The organism is Acinetobacter sp. YH12096 (assembly GCF_013419215.1).
Taxonomy (GTDB): domain Bacteria; phylum Pseudomonadota; class Gammaproteobacteria; order Pseudomonadales; family Moraxellaceae; genus Acinetobacter; species Acinetobacter amyesii.
Map to the genome: position 1 here is coordinate 1 of NZ_VPAM01000006.1, position 23380 is coordinate 23380.

Sequence of the window (23380 nt, forward strand, 5' to 3'; positions counted from 1 at the left end):
TGCCATACTGGCAGGGCTTTCAATACTATTGAACACTCTTCAGTTGTTGTCAGAGTATTCGTCTGATGAGCTGAATGCGATTGCTCAGATCGCATTCAATTTATAAAAAATGTGTAGATACCTATGCCCTTTGGGAGAGGGCTGGGGTGAGGGTAATGAAAATAATACTGAGACTAGAATGGGCAGGTGATGGGGGGGATTAATGAGGTGGTTTATTTGTATTGTTTGAATGGATTCTTAGTTGATACTCATAAATAAGTTTTGAAATCATTTGTAAAATATTTACATTGTTTATCCTCTCCCCTGTGGAGAGGATAAAAATTAAATTAGACTGTTAAGCAGCATTAATATTTTCGGCAATAGTAAGATAGTAAGTATCTTTCTTTTGTTTCAAGGTGTTAAAGAAAATACGTAATACATTTTTCTGGAAGATGTCTTTAGAAAAATTTTTAATATCAGTTAGTTCCTTTAATATATTCGCAGTGAGATGGTATGAGACACTCTCAAAAATTTTTCCATAACAATCATGATAGAAATCAAAAGAACTTACAATTTTGACATATTTGAAAGGTCTTTGAATATTTTGATTTTCAACTATTGATTTGATTTTTTTAATAAGAAAATCCATATCAATTTCGCCATTTTTAATGATTGCCTCACCTGAAACATTTGTCAAAAAACGTATTCCTTTTTTTCTAAAAATTATTTCTAGCCTTATAAGCTTAGAGCCAATTCTTTCTAAATTATGAAAACTATTTTCTATTTTAGTATTTGAATCTAATGGGATGTCATCGAAAATATATTCGCTAATTAAATTAATAATATTTTGTTTTGTAAATACGTCATTTTCCCAGCTATAGCCTTTTGTATAAATTATTTTAGGATGTGTTATATATTTTTCTAAGTAATGATCTAGATCTTTATCTTTGAAAATTAAAGTATTTTTTATTTTACCATTAATAATTCGGTCAGTGATTTCATCTCCACTGGTTTTAGAGCCAATGGCTTTAAAGTGAATTTTTCTATTACAACCGTGAATTTTTAAAATAGTCTTCCAAAAATCAATATCAACTGAAGTAGAGCTAAATTGCCCATTTTCGATTTGAACAATTGTATAGCTTTTTTTTCCGCCTTCCGTATAAGCAGTTAAATCTACATTATTAAATGCATTTTGATTGGATTGACCATGAGGTGATCTATTAAATGGAACATTATTCACTTGATGCTACCTCTGCTTCAGTAATAATATTTTCCATATTTATAATGTTTTCTCCAAAGCAACTAACAATATCAGGAGAGTGTGTAGCAAAAATTATTTGTGCATTTGGATTAAGTTCTTTTAAATGTTGTACAAGATTTTCTTGCCAATTAATATGTAATGATAGTTCAGGTTCGTCGGCAAAATATATAAACCTCTTGTTTTGCTGTAAGAATGCTTCTCCCAAAATAATTAAAAGTTGCTTTTCTCCAGATGAGAGTTGGCTCAATAAAAGTGGTTTATTTGATTGAGTTATAACCTCTAGTTCATTACGTGCATTAATGTAAAATTTCTTTCTCTGCATCATTGAATTTAAAATGTTGAGGAACTTATCTTTAGGTTCTTCAATTTTAGATTTTTGAACTAAGTGTTCATTCCATTTTTCTACAATAAAGTCGATTCTTTCTGTACTGAAAAGTACTGAAAAATCATTAAGTTCTATTGGTACAGCATTATCTGCATTTTTAAGTTTTTGTTGAGCTTTATCTAAAGCTGAAAAATGATTATTAATTTTTGATCTCAAGTCGCCAGAGTCAAGATTAAAGTGTTTGTAGATATTTTCTAAAGCGTCTTTTTCTTTTTTTGCATCTAGCTTTATAAATGAGTCTATAACACTATTTTTATTTTCCCTTTTATATAGTAAAGATAAGAATACTTGTTTTTGGAATTGATCTATTTGTTCTGTAATTTTTTGATTATAAAATGAAAAAAGGCGAACCAATTCATTTGAAAGTTCATTAACCTTTAAGTCAATACTAGAATCATATTCCTTTCGAATTTCACGATAGTCGGTTTTTGTTCGGTGAACAGATAACCAACTTATATTAAAGAGGGAAGATAATTTGGTACTATCTCTTAGAATAATGTTCCTTCTTCTAAAATCATTACGATAATGGCTAGAGTAACGTCTAAACTCATTTATCTCTTCATTAAGGATTGATACATAATTGTCTTTTGAATTTTCCTTAAAATAAAAAGAAATTTGGTCATTGTTTTTGGAAATTTTTAAGGATGCTACTCGATTACTTTTTTCAGCTCTTAATGAAATTACAATGTCGTTAAATTCAGATACCATCAAATATTCAAAATCAGCTTCTAGACAAGCTACTATTAAATTAACGACTGTTGTTTTACCTGAGCCATTGATTCCAATTAGGAAGTTGCTATGCGAGTTAAAGTTCAACTCAATATTTCTTGTTCCCCAAAAACCTTTAATATGTGCACTTTTTAAATGGTACATTGTTAATCTACTGTTTTTAAATATTTTTTAATTTTAATTTTTTATGTTTATAAATGCAATCATATGATGCTGCACCTTATAAAAAGGTGCAGCGATTTTTTGTTAGACCACAGAATCATCCAAATTTGGCGCTAACCAACGCTTCGCCTCATCCAAAGTCCAGCCTTTACGCTTTGCATAATCCTCAAGCTGATCGCCTGCGATTTTACCCACGTTAAAGTATTGGCTTTCAGGGTTTGCATAGTAGAAACCGCTGACAGATGAAGGCGGCCACATTGCAAAGCTAGAAGTCAATTGCGTACCAATTTTATCGGTAGAACCTAACCAATCAAACAATGGCGCTTTTTCAGAATGCTCAGGACAAGCAGGGTAGCCCGGCGCAGGACGGATGCCTATATACTTCTCTTTAATCAATTCTTCATTGCTTAAGGTTTCAGAAGCTTGGTTGCCCCAGAACTCTTTACGAATGCGCTCGTGCAAATGCTCCGCAAACGCTTCCGCAAAACGGTCACCTAAAGATTGTGCAAGAATTGCAGAGTAGTCATCGCCTTTAGCTTTGTACTCATTGGCCATTTCTTCTGCACCAAAGATCGATACAGTGAAACCGCCCAAGTAGTCTTCTGCGACACCTTTAGGCGCAATAAAGTCCGCTAATGACAAGTTTGGTTTACCTGTCACTTTATCAGACTGTTGACGAATGTGATGGAAGGTATGCGTAACCGATTGACCATCTTCGCTATACACTTCAACCGAATCCGCTGCTGAACGGTTTGCAGGGTAAATACCAAACACAGCACGAGCATCAAAACGTTTGTTGTCGATGATGTCTTTTAGCATGGTCTGTGCTTGTTCATACAAGTCAGTTGCTGCTTCACCTACAACTTCATCCGTTAAGATAGCAGGGAATTTACCTGCCAAACTCCAAGAAATGAAGAACGGTGTCCAGTCAAAGTACTCAACTAATGTTTCCAATGGATAATTGGTCAGCGTTTGCGTACCAATAAAGTTTGGCTTCACAGGCGCATTGGCAGCAAAGTCAATTTTTAAGCCATTTTCAACAGATTCAGCATACGTCAGTTTCGCTGCTTTTGGCTGTTTGTTAGCAATACGCTCACGGACTTTTTCATATTCAGCACGTGTTTCCTCAACAAACTTCGGTTTCATTTCTTTAGAAAGTAAAGTTGTTGCAACACCCACCGCACGTGAAGCATCGGCTACATAAATGACTGCATCATTTGAATATTGCGGGTCAATTTTAACTGCAGTATGCGCTTTAGACGTGGTTGCACCGCCAATCATTAGCGGAACATTAAAGCCTTTGCGCTGCATTTCTTTCGCAACAAAAACCATTTCATCCAGTGACGGCGTAATCAGGCCAGATAGACCAATAATGTCGACTTTCTCATCAATCGCAGTTTGTAAAATCTTCTCGCAAGGCACCATCACGCCAAGGTCGATGATGTCATAGCCGTTACAGCCTAACACCACACCTACGATATTTTTACCGATGTCATGCACATCGCCCTTAACAGTCGCCATCAGGACTTTACCCTTAGATTGGCCAGCTGTTTTTTCCGCTTCAATGAACGGATTCAGCCAAGCTACAGCCTGTTTCATGACACGTGCAGATTTCACCACTTGCGGCAGGAACATTTTGCCTGAACCGAACAAATCACCTACCACATTCATGCCGTCCATCAGCGGACCTTCAATCACATCGAGTGGACGTTTAGCTTTCAGACGTGCTTCTTCAGTATCTTCATCAATAAAGGTGGTGATACCTTTCACTAAAGCATGCTCAAGGCGCTTTTCTACGGGAAGCTCACGCCATTCCAAGTTTTCCACTTGTTTTTGCGCAGCACCTTGACCACGGTATTTTTCAGCAACTTCAAGCAGCTTTTCTGTAGCTTCTTGATGGCTTTCACCTTGGTTTTGGTTCAAGATCACATCTTCAACCGCAGCTTTCAGTTCAGCATCAATATCATCATAAATCGCCATTTGACCAGCGTTGACAATACCCATGGTCATGCCTTGCTTGATGGCATGGTACAAGAACACAGAGTGAATCGCTTCACGTACAGGTTCATTACCACGGAAGGAGAACGATACGTTAGACACACCGCCTGAAATCATCGCATGTGGTAAGTTTTGCTTGATCCAGCCTGTTGCTTCAATAAAGTCCACAGCATAGTTGTTGTGTTCTTCGATACCTGTTGCCACTGCAAACACGTTCGGGTCAAAAATGATGTCTTCAGCAGGGAAGCCCACTTCATTCACCAATACATCATAAGAGCGTTTACAGATTTCTTTTTTACGTGCAGCAGTATCTGCCTGACCATTTTCGTCAAAGGCCATCACAATCACGGCAGCGCCATACTGACGGCACAAACGCGCTTTCTGTACAAACTCGTCATAACCTTCTTTGAGGGAGATCGAGTTTACAACCGCTTTACCCTGTACGCATTTTAAGCCCGCTTCAATGATGTCCCATTTCGATGAGTCAATCATGATCGGCACACGTGAAATTTCAGGCTCAGATGCTACAAGATTCAGGAAGTGCACCATTGCGCCTTCTGAATCCAACATGCCTTCATCCATGTTGATGTCGATGATTTGCGCGCCAGCTTCAACTTGCTGCTGTGCAACATCGAGTGCTTCGGCAAAGTTTTCTTCACGGATTAAGCGTAAGAATTTTTTAGAACCTGTTACGTTGGTACGTTCACCCACGTTCACAAACAGCGAATCTTCTGTAATGTTGAACGGCTCTAAACCGCTCAGACGGCAAGCAGGCTTAGTTTCTGGCACTTGGCGTGGCGCAATGTCTTTTACGGCATTGGCAATAGCGCGGATATGATCCGGCGTTGTACCGCAGCAACCGCCCGTGATGTTAATTAGGCCGCTTTCTGCAAATTCTTTAATAAATGCAGCTGTTTGTTCGGGGGTTTCATCATAACCGCCGAAGGCATTTGGTAAGCCAGCGTTCGGATGCGCCGAAACAAAAGTATCGGCAACGTCAGCAATGGTTTTGACGTGCGGACGCATGGCATCTGCACCTAGGGCACAGTTAAAGCCAATCGACAATAAGTCACCATGACGCACAGAGTTCCAGAACGCTTCAGCAGTTTGGCCAGTTAAAGTTCGGCCAGAGGCATCGGTAATGGTGCCTGAAATCATCAATGGCAATTCATAGCCTAGCTGATTAAACACTTCTTTCACTGCAAAAATGGCAGCTTTACAGTTTAAGGTATCGAATACAGTTTCAATGAGCAGAATGTCCGCACCGCCTTCAATCAGGGCATGCGCAGCTTCAATATAGTTTTCTTTTAGCTCATCAAAAGTGATGTTACGGAATGCTGGGTCATTTACATTTGGCGAGATCGAGCAAGTGCGTGAAGTCGGCCCAAGCACACCTGCAACAAAACGCGGTTTTTCAGGCGTAGAGTATTTTTCACAAGCGGCTTTAGCAATACGCGCTGCTTCACGGTTGATCTCTGATACCAAATCTTCCATGTGGTAGTCAGACATTGAAACTTTAGTGCCGTTAAAGCTGTTGGTTTCAATAATGTCTGCGCCAGCATCGAGGTAGGCTTCATGAATGCCTTGGATAATTTGCGGCTGCGTCAACACCAATAGGTCATTATTGCCTTTGAGGTCAGATGCCCAATCTGCAAAACGCTCACCACGGTAGTCAGCTTCTTCGAGTTTATGACGCTGAATCATGGTGCCCATTGCACCGTCGATAATCAGAATCCGTTGAGCGAGCAGCTCTTTTAGGGTGGCAAGCGTGGACATAAATAACCCCAATCCGATGGAATATAAAATCGGCAAATATATTAACAGAATTCATTGCAGTTTTATTGATATTCAACCATCTTTACAGCGCGCAATTATTAGCTTGTTGAATTAATGAGCAATATTGCAACTTGCTAATTTCATATTCCAATTTCATATAAATGTATGGAAAGCTTCATGAATTTGTCATATTGCTCAGGCAAGATTAAAAAACATCCAGCAGGGCTATGCAAAATGACAAAAAAACATGACAGATGAAATATAAGTTGAAATATTGGGTTTCAAAGAAAATAAAGTTTAAATACGCAGATTAAATAACTGATTTACTTTATGAAAGTAGAGTAGGGAAGTCGGTTTTTAACACTTAAAAAAAACAAATAAAGCATGAAAAATTGCTTTATATGACACCGCTTTGTCATATAATTGTCATAATTAAATTGAACAATATGGGGATTTTAAAATCCTCTATTCCTGCCTGCATGAATTCTAAACAAACTCCCGTAGATTCAGCGCACACGTCGACTCCTCAAAAGTCCACGAATGTTCATGTGCCTACACCGAAATTCTTTATGCCGGTATTTTTAACGCTGATTATTTCAACGTTGATATATATTGGTTTTCAGGTGACTGCCGATTTAGCGCATGTTCCGCCTTTAAGTCTTTATTCAATGATTTTATTGGGCACAGCCTTATTCATCGCACTTGGCTTTGAATTTGTAAATGGTTTCCATGACACTGCAAATGCAGTAGCAACAGTGATTTATACCAACGCCTTGTCAGCACCAGTTGCAGTAATGTGGGCGGGTTTCTGTAACTTTCTGGGTGTAATGGTTGCCAGTGGTGCAGTCGCTTACGGCATTATTGCTTTATTACCTGTTGAATTGATTATGAACGTTGGTTCAGGTGCAGGTTTTGCCATGGTTTTCGCAATGCTGATCGCAGCGATTTTGTGGAATTTAGGAACTTGGTTCTTAGGCATCCCTGCGTCTAGTTCGCATACTTTGATTGGTTCTATTCTTGGCGTTGGCATCATGAACTACCTGTTAAATGCAGGCGGTGGTGCGAGCGGTGTAGATATGGAGCAGGTGCTTAAAGTCGGTAAGGCGTTATTGTTCTCGCCACTGATTGGTTTTGCATTTGCGGCTCTCGTTTTCTTGTTGGTGAAGCGTATTTTCCGCAAACAGCTTGAACTGTTTCAACCACCAGAAGGCAATAAGCCGCCACCACCATTGATTCGTGCAATTTTGATCTTTACCTGTACAGGTGTAAGTTTTGCGCACGGTTCAAATGATGGTCAAAAAGGTATGGGGCTGATCATGCTGATTTTGATCGGATGTGTGCCATTGGCTTATTCATTGAATAAGAACTTAGATAATCAACATATTCAATCTTTCCATCAGTTATCTGCTCAAACTGCGACTGCGATCTACGCAGAGCATAAGGATATTCCTGATGCACAAGCGCGTGATGTACTCACCAAATACATTCAAACCAAAGAAGTCAGCCCAGAAGTTGTGCCAGCTTTAGCAAGTTTGACCGATCATTTAGGTGAGCGTGTTGCACAGTATGGCGACTTAAAAGATATTCCCGAACAAGAAGTATCTTCGATTCGTAATGACATGTACTTAAGTACTACTGCTTTTAAACGTCTAGATAAAGCTGAACAACTACCAGCAATGGCAGAAGCTGAACAAAAGACTGTGAAAGAATATCGTAGTCACCTAGACTCGTTCTTACAGTACATTCCAACATGGGTGAAAGTCGCTGTTGCATTGGCACTGGGACTTGGAACCATGGTGGGTTGGAAACGTATTGTCGTGACTGTAGGTGAACGTATTGGTAAAAACCACATGACCTATGGTCAGGGTATGTCTGCCGAGCTTGTTGCTATGTCAACGATTGCTGCTGCGGATGGTTTTGGTATGCCAGTATCGACCACACACGTACTTAACTCTGCGGTTGCAGGTACCATGGTCGCGAATAAGTCAGGTTTGAACTTTGCAACAGTGAAAACCATTCTATCGGCTTGGGTCTTCACTTTACCTGCAACGATCTGTCTATCAGGTTGCTTGTACTGGTTATTCTTGAAAGTGTTCTGAGCAACTCAAATTCCAGATATAAAAAAACGCTGCTTCGGCAGCGTTTTTTTATGGCTTTATCTCAGACATCACCGATTTTAACGAGATGACTGAGAGCCGAATTAGAACAATCAAACTAGCAAGTTGAAACTTTGCAAAGTTCAACACTTATTTAAACCAATGCAATTATGCTTTTTTAAACAGCGCTAATACTTTTTTCACGGGCAATTTCTCTTCAGCAAAACCATACAGCGCTGCAAAAGGTAAGGCGGTACGTGCCAAATAAGCTACACGCCATAAGCCACCATGGTTGGCACCATGCATCATGAGTTCTAAAGGATGGTCTAGCGCTGTTTCAGGGTTTGCAACTGAGTGAGGATTTCTCAAGTCATGAATCCATAAAGCCGCCATGAGTGCATTGGTGGTTTCAGGTTGAAAGGATTCAACATCAAATAAACTCGCACCATTAAATGCGGCTTTTAATAATGGATTCTTCGTCACTGAGCGAGTCGTGGTGGATGGCGCAATATTGATACTAACCCGCTGACCATTTTGACGTGCGACAGTTGCGCGCCATTGTTGGATACGTTTTGCGAGTGCGTAGTTTGGACCTTGTTCCACCACCAAACAGTCAGCGATACCATAGGATTTTCCATTGTCTGCTGTGGTGGTTTGCTCATTATTTTGCTTAAAGAAATGCTGACCTGTGACTTTGGCAATGCTTTGCGTCAAAAGCTTTTGTGCAGAAGCACGGTTTTGGAATTTGGCTTGCGCTGCCGTAACAATCTCTTCTGGCACCGCATAGACATCGGTCGGAGTACACATAAACATCAAGCTGGTGTCGGCTTTTTGCTGGCTGACATAGGCCATGATGCTGTCCATGGCCATTGCAACACGAACATGCTTTTCACCATCTAAATAGGCAATTGCAGCCAGATCAAGCTGATGTTCACTTTGTGCAAGCCATTGTGCAATTTCAGGAATGTGTGTTAGTAAATTGGCGCCCAATTTGTGTTTTAGTTCTTGAATGGGTGTGTTTTCATGCACAGCGTCGAGACTTGGCGCATATAAAGTGGCATTACCGGCCTGAACCGTGCTTAAGATTCGATCCCAAACACGTTCATTATTCAGGTCAATTGCCACAATATTGGCTTTCCATTTTGCTAACCACGTCAGAGGGCCAGCTTCGGAGGCAGCACCAAAAAGCACCATTGTCCGATCTGACAAATCGAACCATTCTGGGTGTGCAATGGCTTCACGTAATGCGTCGGCATGACTTGCTTCAATAATGCCAGCATCTTGCCATTTTTGAATCTGAGCCAGTAAAGCCTCACCTTGAAGTTTTTGACCATGATAGGGCACATACCACTCAGGTGCAGCGTCACTTTCACCTTTTAATTTCACGGTATGCAGCGGATGTGCAGTCAAAGCTACTGCATCTTTGAGCGTATGCTTTCCTTGATCACGATAAAACTCAAAGACGTGATGCGCTTTATTTAAACCTTGCTCAGCAATGTTGATCGCGGCTTCAGATGATTGAATCCCATGTTCAACCAAGGCTTTAAAATATTCAGGATATTTTTTACGCCAGTTTTTTTCTTGTTTTGCACGTACAGAAGAGTGATGGTCAACTGCAGCTAAGGCTTCAGCGATAATTTCACGACCAGTTTTAGATGTACTCGGCTTTTGGTTTGAAGCCGAAATGGGAAATTGAAGACCTTCAGTTGAACTCGACATGCAAAATATCTCAGCTAATTTTGTCATTAATATACAGATGTATACATTATCTATGCCAAATTAAAAAATAGGGTGGCATAAAGTGCCAGATTTATATGATTTGTCATGTGCTTTTGTGAACTTTCGTAGAATATACAGCGTCAATTTTTATTGCCGGAATTGAAAAAGCCTTCGATTTGAAGGCTTAAAAGAAGAGGGCATTAAATCAATAACGGCAAATCAACAACGGCCTTTTTTTGCCTGTCCAGGCGGGCAAAAGTCACCATGGCGATCTGGGTAATTATAAGGATAGTGATTACGATCTGGGTCGACCACGATACTGCCTTCACGGGTGTGAACGGCACAAGCACTCAACACGCAGGTCAACAGCAAACTTGAGAACATCAGGACTATTTTCATTGGAATTTTCCTTTTTTTATTCTGTGTCATTTCAGTTTAAATCAGGGCAAGGATAGATAGCGTTTCAATCTGCTGTGAAATTGTATAGCTCGATATTTAAAGTGCGGTGTTGTAGATGTGGGAAATTGGCTAAAGAAAAGATCAATGGTCATGAGGTTAAACTCTGCACAATAAAAAAGCCTAAACTGAAACGGTTTAGGCTGTCATATTACAGGTTAAATCAGACTGATTTTTTAGACTTAACGTTTAGAAAGGAACGTTTAATAACTGACTTAAGAAATGTGGAATGAGCTTCGGTTCAAGAATAATCGTCATGATTACACCATACGCTGCGCCCCAAAGGTGTGCGCTGTGGTTAATGTTGCTGTTGCCACGTTTACCTGACCAGATACTATAAGCCACATATAGCACGGCAAAAATAATCGCCGGAACAGGAATAAAGAATACAAAAATCAGTTTCCACGGTTCAAACAAGATATATGCAAAGAGCACTGCAGATACCGCCCCAGAAGCCCCTAAACTTGCCCAATGGGTATCGTGCTTATGTTTTAAATAACTCGGAATAATCGCCGCTATCAAGCCGCCCAAGTAAAACAGCACAAAGCCCATGTCGAAGAAATATTGGCGATAAAAACTTTCAATCACGCTACCAAAGAAAAATAAGGTAATCATGTTGAACAATAGGTGCGCGCCATCTGCATGAATAAAACCATGGCTAATAAATCGGTCATACTCGCCACGACTAAGGGCTGGCGGCCAAAATAACAAACGATTCATCACTTTCTGATTTGAAAATGCAATCAGTGAAATCACCACCGTAATCAGGATAATGGTCACGGTGTGGTTAAAGGGTAGGCCCAACATATATGACTATTCTACTTGTTAAAATTTATGCTCAATAATGCCATTAAATCTGCCTAAAGCGTGAACTTTCAGAATAATTCCGACAATTTTAGTTGATTTTTTTCTAATGCCCCGCATCTTAAGTTAAAATAGCGACTTCAGCTTGAGGAAATATTGTAATGTCGACTGAGAACAACAGCACAGCAGTTGCTGAAGAAATTCCAAACCTATTGATCACTCCAAATGCCCAAGAGTATTTGAAAGATCTTTTGGATAAACAAAATACACCGGGCATTGGTGTACGTGTTTTTGTGGAAAATCCGGGTACGCCACGTGCTGAATGTTGTATGGCTTACAGTGCACCAGAAGAAGTTGTGCCTACAGACTATAAACAAGACTATCCAGATTTCCCTGCATTTATTGACACACCGTCTATTCCATATCTTTTGGATGCGGTGATTGACTATAACAAAGACCGTTTTGGTGGTCAGTTAACTTTCCGTGCGCCAAACTCAAAAGTGCCACGTGTGGGTCCAGATGCCTCTGTAGAAGAGCGAATCACTTATGTTCTACAGTCAGAAATTAACCCTGGACTTGCAGGTCATGGTGGTAACTGTGCATTGGTAGAGGTGGTTGAAGATGCAGAACATGGTTTAACTGCAGTGCTTAAATTCGGTGGTGGTTGCCAAGGTTGTTCTTCAATCGATTTAACCCTGAAACAAGGTGTTGAAACAACATTGAAGCAGCATGTACCTGAGTTAATGCGTGTTGTTGACCAAACGGATCACAGTAATACTGAAGGTGCTTATTTCAAATAAGTTCAGTATTGTTATAAAAAAGCCGCAATGATGCGGCTTTTTTATTGTCTAAATCAAATAAAACGAAGATTTTTAAATGGTTTCTGAGGTTTTTACAGTGAGATGATAAGCGATATCACAAATATAAATGAGAATGATTATTAAAATTAGTTGCAATATGTTCGTGGTAGTTACAATGTGCAACACAATATTCAAGATTTCTCCATAAATACGTTCATTTGGAAGCACTCAATGACCAAACAACTATTAAAATCAACGCTTACACTTTCAATACTCTGTGCATTGGTAAGTTTGTCGCATGCAGAAGATGTGCAAACTGAAGCAACAGACGAATCCGTAACGAAGATGGAAACCATTGTTGTTACTGCAGCAGAACAGGTTAAACAATCATTAGGTGCTTCAAAAATTACGGCAGAAGATTTAGAAAAAATGCCGGTTGTGAATGATATTTCAGAGTATGTGCGCCGTATGCCGGGTGTGAATTTGACTGGTAACAGTGCCACCGGGCAACGTGGTAATAACCGTCAGATTGATATCCGTGGTATGGGGCCTGAAAACACGTTGATCTTAATTGATGGCAAGCCTGTAAATTCGAGAAACTCAGTACGTTATGGCTGGCGCGGTGAGCGTGATACACGTGGTGATTCGAACTGGGTACCTGCGGATGCTATTGAATCGATTGAAGTGCTGCGTGGTCCAGCAGCAGCGCGTTATGGTTCAGGTGCGATGGGTGGTGTGGTCAATATTAAAACCAAGAAAGTGACCAACGACGTGCATGGCTCTGTGGAAGTTTTTACCAATCAACCTGAAGACGCTAAAGAGGGCGCAAGTCACCGTGAAAGCTTTAACTTAAGCGGGCCAATTCTCAAAGATGTCCTTTCATATCGGTTATACGGTAGTTATAACAAAACCGATTCAGATGCTGCGGATATTAATGCTCTAATGGACAATGGCGCGCGTATGGCGGGTCGAGAAGGCGTTGAAAATAAAGATATCGCAGGGCGCTTGGCTTGGCAGTTGAATGATCAACAAGTCTTGATGTTTGATGCAAGTGTTGGCCGCCAAGGCAACCGTTTTGCAGGCGACAGTCAAAACAGTGTATTTGATCCAGCCGATCCAAACAAAGCGCCTATTCTATCGGCTTTAATTGGTGAAGAAACCAATACCATTTATCGTGATAGTTTTGCATTAACCCATGAAGGTACGTGGGGTTGGGGCGATAGTAAACTCATTGCGCAATATGACAAAACCAAAAATAAACGCCTACCTGAAGGAACAGGCGGTAGTACTGAGGGACAGATTAATAATCTTGAAAATAAACAAACGTCACATCTAGAAACCATTCGCTTTAATGCAGAAGCCAATCTGCCGTTCCAATGGTATGTCCCACAAGTATTAACTTTAGGCACTGAGTGGGTCGAAGATGACTTTACCGATACGGTTAATACACAAGCTGGCGCAGGCGGTTTTGGTGATGCGCTGACTTCAGGTGACCGTTCACAAATGGATTCACGGATTGCGTCGGCCTATATTGAAAATAATATGAATTTGGGCGAAAGCACCGATGTTGTTTTGGCACTGCGTTATGATAATCATAGTAAATCGGGAGATAGCTGGAGTCCAAGTCTCAATATTACGCAAAAACTTGGTGACTATTGGACACTAAAAGGTGGTGTGGCTAAGGCGTATAAAGCACCCAATATGTACCAAAATGCGGAAGGTTATCTGTTAAGCACTCGCGGTAATGGCTGTCCGATTGGGCTGAGCCAATGTCTATTACAAGGTAATGGCGATCTCAAACCTGAAACTTCAGTGAATAAAGAGTTAGGTGTGCAGTTCGAAAAAGACATCGTAAATGCAAGCTTTGTATGGTTCCGTAATGATTATAAAAATAAGATCGTTGCAGGGGATACGCGTCTAGAAGAACTAGAAGTAAATGGTACAACATATAATGTACTGCGTTGGATGAATACGCCAGAAGCCTTGGTGGAAGGTGTTGAAGGAAGTATTTCTTTGGACTGGGGTGATATCACGTGGACCAATAACGTTACTTATATGATCAACTCTGAAGATAAACGTACTGGCAATCCGCTTTCAGTGATTCCGAATTACACACTGAACTCTATTTTGAACTACAACATCACGGATCGATTAGACAGTAACTTTGTCTATACCCAATATGGTCGTCAAAAGCCACGTCAATATGCAGAAACCAGTCTTGAAAGCAAAGATGGCTTGGCGATGGATAGCGTGAAAAGTTATGGCATTGCAGGCATTAACTTTGGTTATAAATTTAATGCGGATTTGAGTGCTCGTATCGGTGTGAATAACCTATTTGATGAGCAAAAACTGCGTGATAAAACGGTCAATCAAACATATAACGAGCCGGGTCGTGCTTACTATGCAAGTTTGAAATACCAGTTCTAAGTATTTCTAAAAGAAAAGCCGCTTAACGCGGCTTTTTTTATGTTGGGATATTTAAAATTTTCAGTGCTTCACTTGAGTAGTAGAATTGTTCTAAATACAGACGGGAACGCTCACGCAAATAACCCGACTCAATCATTTGTTGAACGATAGGATTGAGTAAGTTTTGAAGTTCATGCTGAATCAGTGCTTCATCAATATTTAAATCACGTAGCAATAAATCAAAAGGGCGTTCTGCATTGCGCACGTACCAAGCGTATACGCCATCATGCACTTGCTGTTTCATATACTCAGACTGTCGCATAAAGTCCCAAATTTCATGACCCATGGCAACTGTTTGCGGCAAGTCCTGAACTTCAACATAGTTCTTTAATACTGAAACTGGCAGCGCTTTAATTTTATGCCACAAATTGGCTTGAAAATGGTACAGCTTATGATCATCAAAGTGCTGATTTAACACGGTTTCACTCATTTGACTGAGCTTTAAAATATTCTTTTGTAAGTATTTGCTGACTGCATTATCTAAATTGGTATCAGTGACATTTTCCAGTACCGATTTCCCCATTTTCATAAATCGTGAAACACCGGGGACAGATTTCGCAATAACTGAGTTGTCTAAATAATCTTGTATCGCATGTTGAATCAACTGACTGATCATGGCTGAAAATGCAGGATTGTTGACCATGGTATGAATTAAACGTTGACGATGTCCCTGTTTACTCGCCACATACTGTGCAATTTTATCAATGGTCAACACAGGAATGATTTCGGCAATCGTGGTGCTGTCATTTGCAGGATGAATCAGTGCAAATTTGATATGTTCAGCAATTTGCTCAATCAGAAATTGACTTGCAGGGGTATTTAAAATTTGTTTCTGCAACAAGGCATTGATTTGATCAAAACTCCAAATCTGCTGCAAAGTTTGTTTACGAAACCATTGATAAAAATGGGTGAATTCAGTGGCTACGGTATCATTGTGTGAAAAGCTCTGATCTAAAAAGTTCAGTTGAGCGTCAATCAACTGCTCAATCATCGGGTTTTTCTGCATACTTTCCCTGAAGTCCCAGTGATGGGTATCTAAAAATGGCGAATGCTCAGTTTAACTGAATCAGTTTATCTACCAAAGGGTTTTTAAACTTTTGACTTTTCGCAAGGAAAGGTAAGTAATGGTCTGCAACTTGTTGTTCGGCTTCTAAGATTGGCATATGACCGACGTTATTTAAAATTACAGGGGTTTCTGCACGTTTCAGTAACGACTTGAGTTCGCCAGCCACTTCAACATTAAAAATTTTATCTTGTTTGCCCCAAAGGATCAGGGTTGGTGCTTCCACCGTTCGTGTTAATCGAGCAAAAGTTTCAGGGGTGTAGATTCGATTGAGTGTGACGACTTGATCGATCATTTTACTGGTGAAGGGCGCACGCGCAATTAAGATATTTTCCTGCGCTTCTTTAAGCTGTGTTGGAACATTGGGCGGATTTTGCATGAGTTTATGCATAACATCATCTAAATCACCCGGTTTTGAAACGATTAAATTTTTAAGTTTATACGGGTCGCGGGTATAACTGGTATTGGCCTGTTTATAAATGCCCGCGCTGTTGAGTAAAAATAGGCTTTGGGTATCAAAGGGATATTGAGAGGCATATACCGTGGCAATGGAACCACCCAATGAGTGACCTGCGACATTCAGTTTATCTTCAATATCTATTTTAAGGACAAACTGGCGTAGTTGTTCCGTGACATTCGGCACTGAGACATCAAAATCGACCGGCACATGCGTATCGCCATTGGCCGGTAGGTCGGGGATAATCACGTGATAGTTCGGTGTTAAATAATGCGCAACACGATTCCAATTATCACGTGTGCCACCTAAACCATGAATCAGCAAGATGGTAGGTTTAGAGCGTTGACCGCCTTCGCTATAACTCCAATTCACATTCCCGACTTGAACACTGTGTGTGACTAAACCAGCCGCTTTACGCTCTTGGTTCAAATAGTTTTGCACGATAGAGGGTACAGCCAGGTTTTTGCTGATGGGAGACGGATTTGCAGCCAAAGTGTTGTTGGCAGTAAACGTCATACAGCAAATTGTTGCTAGCTTGAAAAAGCCAAAAATGCGTGAATGATGTCCTTTCATTGACGTTTACCCCAGTTAAATCGAATCGATATATTTTTTAGATCATTTATATGACTATTATCAGAATGGGCTGAAATAGCGAAAGCGTATATTTATGAAATATATTGTAAATTAAAAATGACCTTTGTCATCCATTGCTTTTTTGACGTGGTTAAACTTGCGTTTTAATAATGTGAACCATTACAGAAAAAATAATTTTTTTTGATGAATGTGGAGTAGCATTTTCTATCAAGATGCATCGTCGTAGAAAAAATTCACAGCAATTGTTTTTGCAAGTGACAATCGATTCGACTGGGATTAAAATATTGCAACTTCGGATAAGGGTAATTAGAACATGCTAGCAGCAGCAGAAGCTTTAGATCGTTTAAAGAAAGGGAATCAACGTTTTGTAAACGGTGAAACGAATCACCCGAAGCTTTTGACGCATCAACAACGTGCTGAAATGGCCGAAAGCCAAGAACCTTTTGCGATTATTTTAGGGTGTTCAGACTCACGTGTTCCTGCTGAAATGGTATTTGACCAAGGCTTAGGCGATTTATTCGTGATTCGTGTTGCAGGTAATATTGTGGCACCGTCTCAAGTCGGTAGCGTGGAATTTGCAGCAGAAAGCTTTGGATGTCCTGTGGTCATTGTATTGGGTCATACACACTGTGGCGCGATTCATTCTACGATTGAAGCTTTAACTAACCCTGCGACACCACCATCAGCAAACTTGATGTCGATTGTGAACCGCGTTCGTCCATCTGTAGAAATACTCATGCAAACTGAATTGAAAGATGACCTTGAAAAACTTTCAATGCATGCAGTACGTTCAAACGTTTTTGCATCAGTGAATCAACTTCGTCATGGTTCAGCAGTCCTCGAAAACTTAATTGCGCAAGGCAAATTAAAAGTGGTAGGCGCTGAGTATTCACTCGAAACAGGTGAAGTAAGCTTCTACGATTTCTAAGCAAATTACAGTAAAGACAAGATATTAAAAAAGGCGCTCAAATGAAGCGCCTTTTTTATGAACCGATTTTCACCAACTAAATTTATAAACTTGCTTTGATCAATGGATAAGCATTGTTCAGCAAAATTGTTTGCGCTTTGGCATTCGGGTGGATCTGATCTTGTTGCATTAAGTTTTTATGTCCCGCAACCCCTTGCATAAAGAAAGGCAATAATTTGACTTTGTACTGTTGGCTCAACACTTGATAGTTATTTTCAAAAGCTTGGCTATATGCCTTGCCATAATTCGGTGGAATTTTCATTCCAAATAAAATGACTTTCGATTTGGCCTGTTGGCTTTTTTGAATCAGCTGCGCTAAATTTTTTTGAATTTGTGCAGGGGGCTGTCCGCGTAAACCATCATTACCACCTAACTCAATCACCACAAGGTCTGGACGATGAGTTTGCAACAGTTTAGGCAGTCGTGCCAAAGCACCACTGGTGGTTTCACCGCTGACACTTGCATTGACCACTTTATGTTGTTTCGGATACTGTTGGTCTAGACGTTTTTGTAATAAGTGGACCCAACCTTGCTGCACTGAAACACCATAACCTGCACTTAAGCTATCGCCCAAAATCATGATGGTTTTGGCAGAGAGCAGCATCGGGCAGAACATCAGTGCAATAGCCAGCAAGTAACTCAATAGACGATTATTTTGAATGCGATTTTGCATATAGGGAAGATATGACCCAACTCACGACAGATGTTGACATCATGCCACAGGCGATTATTTCTGCACAGCAATTGACACAAAAGATACAACTTCCACAAAAACAGTTATCGATCTTCGAACAACTCGATCTTGAAATCTTTGCAGGGGAACAAGTTGCGATTACTGGTCGTTCTGGTTCAGGTAAATCCACCTTGTTGGGTATTTTGGCGACCTTAGATCAGGCCAGTTCGGGACAATTACGGGTCTGTGGTCAAGACATTCATCTATTAAATGAAGAACAGCGTGCTCAAGTCCGTTTGGCTCATATTGGATTTGTCTTTCAGTCTTTCCAGTTGTTGCCACATTTAACGGCACTGGAAAATGTCATGCTGCCGCTACGGCTAAAAGCAAATTTTCAGGTCAAAGCTGCCGAAGAAAAAGCATTAAAATTATTAGCAAAGGTCGGACTAGAACGCCAAGCGCATCAAGCCCCTAAAGTTTTATCGGGTGGTGAGCAGCAACGGGTTGCGATTGCCCGTGCTTTGGTGAGTGAACCCGATCTGATCTTTGCAGATGAACCGACAGGTAATTTAGACAGTGCAACGGCACAGGAAATTGAACAACTGTTATTTCAGTTAAATCGTGAAATGGGAACCACTTTGGTATTGGTGACGCATGATGCCGATTTGGCCCGTCAATGTCAGCGCCATTTTGAATTGGTCAATGGTCAATTGATTGAGCATCGGACAGGAGATGCTGCATGAATCTTTTGGCATTGTTTCGACCACTCTTACAGCTGAGTTTTAAAACTACGGGTGTGTATTTATTATTGATCGCACTAACCTTGGCGATCAGTGCCACCACGGCTTTAAAGTTTAGTAATGTACAAATTCAAAATGCTGTAGCGCTACAAGCTGCTGAAATGTTGGCAGCAGATTTGGCGCTGACAGCCAATGAACCAATTCCACAAGAGTGGCAACAACAAGCCAAAGCACAGCAATTAAAACATTCGAATGTCACGCTATTTAGCAGCATGGCGCACACCGATCAGCAATTTGTCATGGTCAATGTCAAAGCCGTTGATGCTGCATTTCCATTACGAGGTGAACTTGAAACAGAGCCGAAACTAAACCGGTCCATACAAGCAGGTGAGGTCTGGTTAAGTCCGCGTGCCATGGATTTATTGGGTGTAAAGGTTGGAGATCAGATCAATATTGCCGATGCTGCTTTTCAAGTCAGTGCCAAAATCATTCATGATACCAATCAAGAGCTTGGCTTCAGTGGTTTTTCACCGACGGTTATGATTGCGCAATCTGAGGTGGCGAGAACCAATGCTATCCAAGTCGGGAGTCGGATTGAATATCGCCTGTTAATGGCAGGAGATGCACAAAATACCCAGCGCTTTGAAAAACTGTATAAGCAGAAATTTGGCGATCAAACAGAAAGTGGTGCTGCCAATTCAGATCAAGCGCAGGTTCAGGATGCGGCTCAAAGCAGTTTGAAATTGAGAAATGCCAGTGAAGGCAATACCCGCTTGATGAAGCCGATTGCCAACCTAGAAACGTTTTTACAACTGGCGAATATTTTAACCATTCTACTTTGTGGCATCGCCATCGCATTAACCAGCCAGCGTTATGTCCAACAAAATCAGGATGCCATTGCGCTGATGCGCTGTATTGGATCGACCAAACAGCAAATATTAAGTGCTTATTTGGCTTTACTGTTGGTTGTACTCGGGCTTTCAATCCTGTTTGGAAGTTTGATTGGTCTGGGATTTGGGTTTGGCTTATTGCAACTGATGCTACAGCTGATTCCAAATTTACAATTAGAGTTTTCAGCCCTGTCTATGCTACTTGGCCCGCTTCCAATCGCAATATTTACCAGTGCGATTGTGCTATTAGGGTTTGTTCTTCCGAGTCTTTGGCAATTATTAGGGACGCCGCCAGCACGGGTGATACGACAACAAGAGCGTTCTGTACGTTCCATGCTTTGGATGCTCAGTTTCGGCACACTTAGCTTGGTGGTGTTTTGTGTGGTTTTAACTGAAAATTTACAGCTCACCTTATGGCTGATTTGCGCCATCATCTTCCTGTGTGTTGGCCTATATATGATGGTCTGGCTCAGTTTAAAGGCCTTGAAATGTTGGGGGACGAAAATCTCAGCGTATATACGCACACCGTATCAAACGGCATTTCAAATTACCGCATTAGCATTGGGGCTAAGTCTGATCACGGTTTTAGCGGTATTGCGTACAGATTTGCTGGAACGTTGGCAACAACAATTGCCACAAGGGACACCTAATCAATTTGTCTATGGATTACCGCCATTTGAGTTGCAGGATTTTAATCAACAACTCAAGCAGCATGGTTGGCAAGGGACGCCGATGTACCCGAATATTCGTGGGCGTTTAGTTGCCAAAAATGATCTTCCTTTTTCGGATGTCTTAATTAAAAGCAATAATTCATTACGCCGTGAATTGAATCTCACACAGGCTGCAACTTTTCCAAAAGATAATCAAATCATCGCGGGTAGTCAGCAGTTTCAACAGGTTAACGAAGTATCGGTAGAAGTGAAAACCGCACAAGAACTCGGCATTAAAATTGGAGATCGACTGAGTTTTAGTCTTCCTGAAGGGATTTTACAAGCCAAGGTGATCAACCTTCGCAGTGTGGAGTGGGAAAGCTTTAGTCCAAACTTCTTCTTTATTTTTTCTCCCAAAACCATGGATGAAAATGCAGGCAGCTATTTGGGGAGTTTCTATGTTCCACCGCAAGATAAAAGTCAGTTAATTGATCTGATTCAGCAGTTTTCGAATACCGTGTTTATTGATGTTAGTCTAATTTTGGATGAGATCAAACGCATCGTCAGCGTATTGGTTCAGATTATTACTATCTTGGCGCTATTGGTGAGTATTTCAGGCATTTTGGTCTTAATCGCATGCTTGAATTTATTTATGGATGAACGCAAAAAAGAAGTGGCATTACTGCGTTCCTTCGGCAGTTCCAAGCAAAAGTTAAAGTCGATGCTCAGTTTGGAAGTCGGTTTGATGGGGCTAATTTCGGGTGTTGTGGCATGTATTTTTGCTGAAGTGATCAGCGCGATTGTCAGTTATAAAATGGAATTGGTCATCCAGCTACATGCAGAAATTTGGTTGATCCTCCCACTGGTAATGACCTTAGTCTGTACATTGATCGGACGTTATCGCTTAAGTTATCTTTGCGATATTCCACCCTTAGAAAGTTTGCGTGAACTAAATAGTTAAGCGTGGAGAAGGTTAACGGTTGAGCTAATTAAAAGTGGAGCAAGAACCTAGTGCGTAGTTTGGATTTAGACAAGATTTGACGTGTTTTCAACATGTCTGTGTTATAGCCACAGGGTTCATTCCACTGTTTAACGTGCTGCGAAAGATTGCTTCATCAGCAGGATAAAGTGTTCCCAAAGCGGTAAAATCGGTTGGATTAATTGTTGGCAATGCAGATAAAACAGGTAGCATCCGACAGCTGCGGCGATTAGACCGATCATTTGAATGATTAGGGATTGATGTAATTTTTGTCCCACATACCAAATGAAAGCCAATGCAGCGCCCATCAACATGCCGCCAATATGCGCGGCATTGTTAATCCCACTAATCATAAAGCCCATCGCGAGGTTAATCCCCATCACCATCAATAAGGTTTTTTTATCCAGATAAAATTGCTGTTTAGGTAACATGGGGAGCAGCGAAATAATCGTCAGCGCTGCACCGAGACCCATCACTGCACCCGATGCGCCTGCACCAATACTCGGAAAAAGTTGCTGATTGGCTGCACCTTCGGCCAATAATGCATAACTGTCTTGAATGGTTAAATAACCACTCAATAAACTTCCCATCAGTCCGGCTAAAACATACAGGCCGAGGAAGTAGAAACGACCTAACATTTGCTCGGCAACACTGCCAAAAATATACAAAGCCCACATATTCAACATCAGGTGAATCAGGCCAAAATGAAAAAACATACTGCTGAATAAGCGGATGGGTTCCTCTAAAAAGGTTAAAGGTGCATAATCAGCACCCCAACGCAAAGCATCCAGTGTGTCGGGTTGGCTAACGTTCATTCCATGCAACACTTGCCAGCCAAAGAGTCCAACATTGATGGTAATTAAGAGTGCCGTGATCCACCACAGTTGGATTTGCAGCTTACGGGTTGATACAGCAGGAGGGCTGAGTTCAGACATGCTATTCTTGTACTGTGTCAAAATATTTAAAAATAAGCTTAACATGAAAAAACAGAATTTCTGGAGTAACACACTGACATGAAAGCCTTTATTGTTCGTACATTGTTAATTCTTGTCAGTCTTGTGCTTTTGGTGCAGCTTTGGATCTTTGGTAGTCTAGTGTGGTGGCGTACGCATCCTGTGGAATCCACGATGATGATGCGTTTAGATTATTGGTCTGAGCCATCCAAACCGATTAAACACGAATGGCGTGATTACGACCAAATCAGTGATTATGTCAAACATGCTGTTGTTGCCGCGGAAGATGGCAAGTTTTTACAACATAAAGGTTTTGATTGGGAAGGCATGCAAAATGCTTTAGAACGCAATAAAGATAAGGGCAAAGTGGTTGCAGGTGGATCGACCATTTCTCAGCAATTGGCAAAAAACTTATTTTTATATAATAAGCGGTCATTTATTCGAAAAGGGCAGGAAGCTGTTGCAACATGGATGATGGAACGCATGTGGACGAAGCAACGTATTTTAGAGGTATATCTCAACTCGGTTGAGTTTGGGGATAACATCTATGGCGTCGAAGCTGCAACACAGCACTATTTTGGTAAAAGTTCACGGAGTTTGAGCCGAGAACAAGCAGCGTTTATTGCGGCTATTTTACCCAATCCAAAATATTATGATGAAAATCGACAGGATCGTAAGCTGAATTATCGTAAACGTATGATCCAAAAATATATGCGTTATAGCCATATCCCAGATTAAGAATGATCTAAACACTTGTCAAATGGCATGGCAGCGATTTGAATT

Annotated in this window: 17 protein-coding genes; 7 read left to right on the forward strand and 10 right to left on the reverse strand. The window is 40.8% G+C overall.

Annotated elements, in window-relative coordinates:
- Nucleotides 1-334: 334 nt before the first annotated feature.
- The 3 genes from FTU36_RS04020 to metH all read right to left on the reverse strand — a co-directional run bounded on the left by FTU36_RS04020 (nt 335) and on the right by metH (nt 6290).
- Nucleotides 335-1219, reverse strand: coding sequence for a hypothetical protein (locus FTU36_RS04020; RefSeq protein WP_180116847.1), 885 nt, complete (start codon nt 1217-1219; stop codon nt 335-337).
- Entirely contained in the window at nt 1212-2498 is a 1287-nt protein-coding gene (locus FTU36_RS04025) for an AAA family ATPase (protein WP_180116848.1), read from the reverse strand. The genes FTU36_RS04020 and FTU36_RS04025 overlap by 8 nt, the downstream gene beginning before the upstream one ends.
- A gap of 102 nt (nt 2499-2600) precedes the next feature.
- On the reverse strand, nt 2601-6290 hold the full coding sequence (gene metH, locus FTU36_RS04030) for a methionine synthase (RefSeq protein ID WP_180116849.1): 3690 nt from the start codon (nt 6288-6290) through the stop codon (nt 2601-2603).
- A gap of 479 nt (nt 6291-6769) precedes the next feature.
- Here metH and FTU36_RS04035 point away from each other — a divergent pair, with 479 nt between their 5' ends.
- Complete coding sequence (locus tag FTU36_RS04035; RefSeq protein WP_111884444.1) at nt 6770-8389, forward strand: inorganic phosphate transporter; 1620 nt, start codon at nt 6770-6772, stop codon at nt 8387-8389.
- A gap of 165 nt (nt 8390-8554) precedes the next feature.
- Here FTU36_RS04035 and FTU36_RS04040 read toward each other — a convergent pair whose 3' ends face one another.
- From FTU36_RS04040 to FTU36_RS04050, 3 genes are all read right to left on the reverse strand, one after another.
- Nucleotides 8555-10105 (reverse strand): hypothetical protein, encoded by a 1551-nt coding sequence (locus tag FTU36_RS04040; RefSeq protein WP_180113052.1) that lies wholly within the window; start codon nt 10103-10105, stop codon nt 8555-8557.
- A gap of 219 nt (nt 10106-10324) precedes the next feature.
- Complete coding sequence (locus FTU36_RS04045; protein ID WP_180005268.1) at nt 10325-10504, reverse strand: hypothetical protein; 180 nt, start codon at nt 10502-10504, stop codon at nt 10325-10327.
- A gap of 246 nt (nt 10505-10750) precedes the next feature.
- The gene (locus FTU36_RS04050) at nt 10751-11368 is read right to left on the reverse strand and encodes a rhomboid family intramembrane serine protease (protein WP_111884441.1); all 618 of its coding nucleotides are present in this window, start codon (nt 11366-11368) and stop codon (nt 10751-10753) included.
- Nucleotides 11369-11526: 158 nt separating this feature from the next.
- On the opposite strand from FTU36_RS04050, the gene nfuA reads away from it, so the two are divergent.
- Both nfuA and FTU36_RS04060 read left to right on the forward strand, forming a co-directional pair.
- Nucleotides 11527-12165 carry a Fe-S biogenesis protein NfuA gene (nfuA, locus tag FTU36_RS04055; RefSeq protein WP_078189947.1) on the forward strand — a complete coding sequence of 213 codons (639 nt, stop codon included), beginning with the start codon at nt 11527-11529 and terminating at the stop codon, nt 12163-12165.
- Nucleotides 12166-12396: 231 nt separating this feature from the next.
- Complete coding sequence (locus FTU36_RS04060) at nt 12397-14592, forward strand: TonB-dependent siderophore receptor (protein ID WP_180116850.1); 2196 nt, start codon at nt 12397-12399, stop codon at nt 14590-14592.
- Between the two features lie 37 nt (nt 14593-14629).
- On the opposite strand, the gene FTU36_RS04065 is transcribed toward FTU36_RS04060, so the two are convergent.
- Nucleotides 14630-15637, reverse strand: coding sequence for a hypothetical protein (locus FTU36_RS04065; RefSeq protein ID WP_180005270.1), 1008 nt, complete (start codon nt 15635-15637; stop codon nt 14630-14632).
- Nucleotides 15638-15683: 46 nt separating this feature from the next.
- The gene (locus FTU36_RS04070; RefSeq protein WP_373686346.1) at nt 15684-16724 is read right to left on the reverse strand and encodes an alpha/beta fold hydrolase; all 1041 of its coding nucleotides are present in this window, start codon (nt 16722-16724) and stop codon (nt 15684-15686) included.
- Nucleotides 16725-17058: 334 nt separating this feature from the next.
- On the opposite strand from FTU36_RS04070, the gene FTU36_RS04075 reads away from it, so the two are divergent.
- Nucleotides 17059-17673 (forward strand): carbonic anhydrase, encoded by a 615-nt coding sequence (locus FTU36_RS04075; protein WP_078189941.1) that lies wholly within the window; start codon nt 17059-17061, stop codon nt 17671-17673.
- 82 nt (nt 17674-17755) lie between these two features.
- Here FTU36_RS04075 and FTU36_RS04080 read toward each other — a convergent pair whose 3' ends face one another.
- A complete protein-coding gene (locus tag FTU36_RS04080) occupies nt 17756-18385 on the reverse strand; it encodes an arylesterase (protein WP_078193022.1) in 630 nt (209 codons plus the stop codon).
- Between the two features lie 11 nt (nt 18386-18396).
- Between FTU36_RS04080 and FTU36_RS04085 the strand changes: the two genes are divergently transcribed.
- Both FTU36_RS04085 and FTU36_RS04090 read left to right on the forward strand, forming a co-directional pair.
- Nucleotides 18397-19128 carry an ABC transporter ATP-binding protein gene (locus FTU36_RS04085; RefSeq protein ID WP_180005271.1) on the forward strand — a complete coding sequence of 244 codons (732 nt, stop codon included), beginning with the start codon at nt 18397-18399 and terminating at the stop codon, nt 19126-19128.
- Nucleotides 19125-21626 carry an ABC transporter permease gene (locus tag FTU36_RS04090; protein WP_180116851.1) on the forward strand — a complete coding sequence of 834 codons (2502 nt, stop codon included), beginning with the start codon at nt 19125-19127 and terminating at the stop codon, nt 21624-21626. Before FTU36_RS04085 ends, FTU36_RS04090 begins: the two co-directional genes overlap by 4 nt.
- A gap of 128 nt (nt 21627-21754) precedes the next feature.
- Here FTU36_RS04090 and FTU36_RS04095 read toward each other — a convergent pair whose 3' ends face one another.
- Nucleotides 21755-22579, reverse strand: a complete 825-nt coding sequence (locus FTU36_RS04095; RefSeq protein WP_180063445.1) for a rhomboid family intramembrane serine protease — start codon at nt 22577-22579, stop codon at nt 21755-21757.
- 78 nt (nt 22580-22657) lie between these two features.
- Between FTU36_RS04095 and mtgA the strand changes: the two genes are divergently transcribed.
- Nucleotides 22658-23335 (forward strand): monofunctional biosynthetic peptidoglycan transglycosylase, encoded by a 678-nt coding sequence (mtgA, locus tag FTU36_RS04100; protein WP_078193019.1) that lies wholly within the window; start codon nt 22658-22660, stop codon nt 23333-23335.
- Nucleotides 23336-23380: the final 45 nt, after the last annotated feature.

Coding starts and splice junctions, on each gene's coding strand:
- FTU36_RS04025 (WP_180116848.1), bottom strand. CDS start 2,498: ATGTACCATTTAAAAAGTGCACATATTAAAGGTTTTTGGGGAACAAGA.
- metH (WP_180116849.1), bottom strand. CDS start 6,290: ATGTCCACGCTTGCCACCCTAAAAGAGCTGCTCGCTCAACGGATTCTG.
- FTU36_RS04035 (WP_111884444.1), top strand. CDS start 6,770: ATGAATTCTAAACAAACTCCCGTAGATTCAGCGCACACGTCGACTCCT.
- FTU36_RS04040 (WP_180113052.1), bottom strand. CDS start 10,105: ATGTCGAGTTCAACTGAAGGTCTTCAATTTCCCATTTCGGCTTCAAAC.
- FTU36_RS04045 (WP_180005268.1), bottom strand. CDS start 10,504: ATGAAAATAGTCCTGATGTTCTCAAGTTTGCTGTTGACCTGCGTGTTG.
- FTU36_RS04050 (WP_111884441.1), bottom strand. CDS start 11,368: ATGTTGGGCCTACCCTTTAACCACACCGTGACCATTATCCTGATTACG.
- nfuA (WP_078189947.1), top strand. CDS start 11,527: ATGTCGACTGAGAACAACAGCACAGCAGTTGCTGAAGAAATTCCAAAC.
- FTU36_RS04060 (WP_180116850.1), top strand. CDS start 12,397: ATGACCAAACAACTATTAAAATCAACGCTTACACTTTCAATACTCTGT.
- FTU36_RS04065 (WP_180005270.1), bottom strand. CDS start 15,637: ATGCAGAAAAACCCGATGATTGAGCAGTTGATTGACGCTCAACTGAAC.
- FTU36_RS04070 (WP_373686346.1), bottom strand. CDS start 16,724: ATGAAAGGACATCATTCACGCATTTTTGGCTTTTTCAAGCTAGCAACA.
- FTU36_RS04075 (WP_078189941.1), top strand. CDS start 17,059: ATGCTAGCAGCAGCAGAAGCTTTAGATCGTTTAAAGAAAGGGAATCAA.
- FTU36_RS04080 (WP_078193022.1), bottom strand. CDS start 18,385: ATGCAAAATCGCATTCAAAATAATCGTCTATTGAGTTACTTGCTGGCT.
- FTU36_RS04085 (WP_180005271.1), top strand. CDS start 18,397: ATGACCCAACTCACGACAGATGTTGACATCATGCCACAGGCGATTATT.
- FTU36_RS04090 (WP_180116851.1), top strand. CDS start 19,125: ATGAATCTTTTGGCATTGTTTCGACCACTCTTACAGCTGAGTTTTAAA.
- FTU36_RS04095 (WP_180063445.1), bottom strand. CDS start 22,579: ATGTCTGAACTCAGCCCTCCTGCTGTATCAACCCGTAAGCTGCAAATC.
- mtgA (WP_078193019.1), top strand. CDS start 22,658: ATGAAAGCCTTTATTGTTCGTACATTGTTAATTCTTGTCAGTCTTGTG.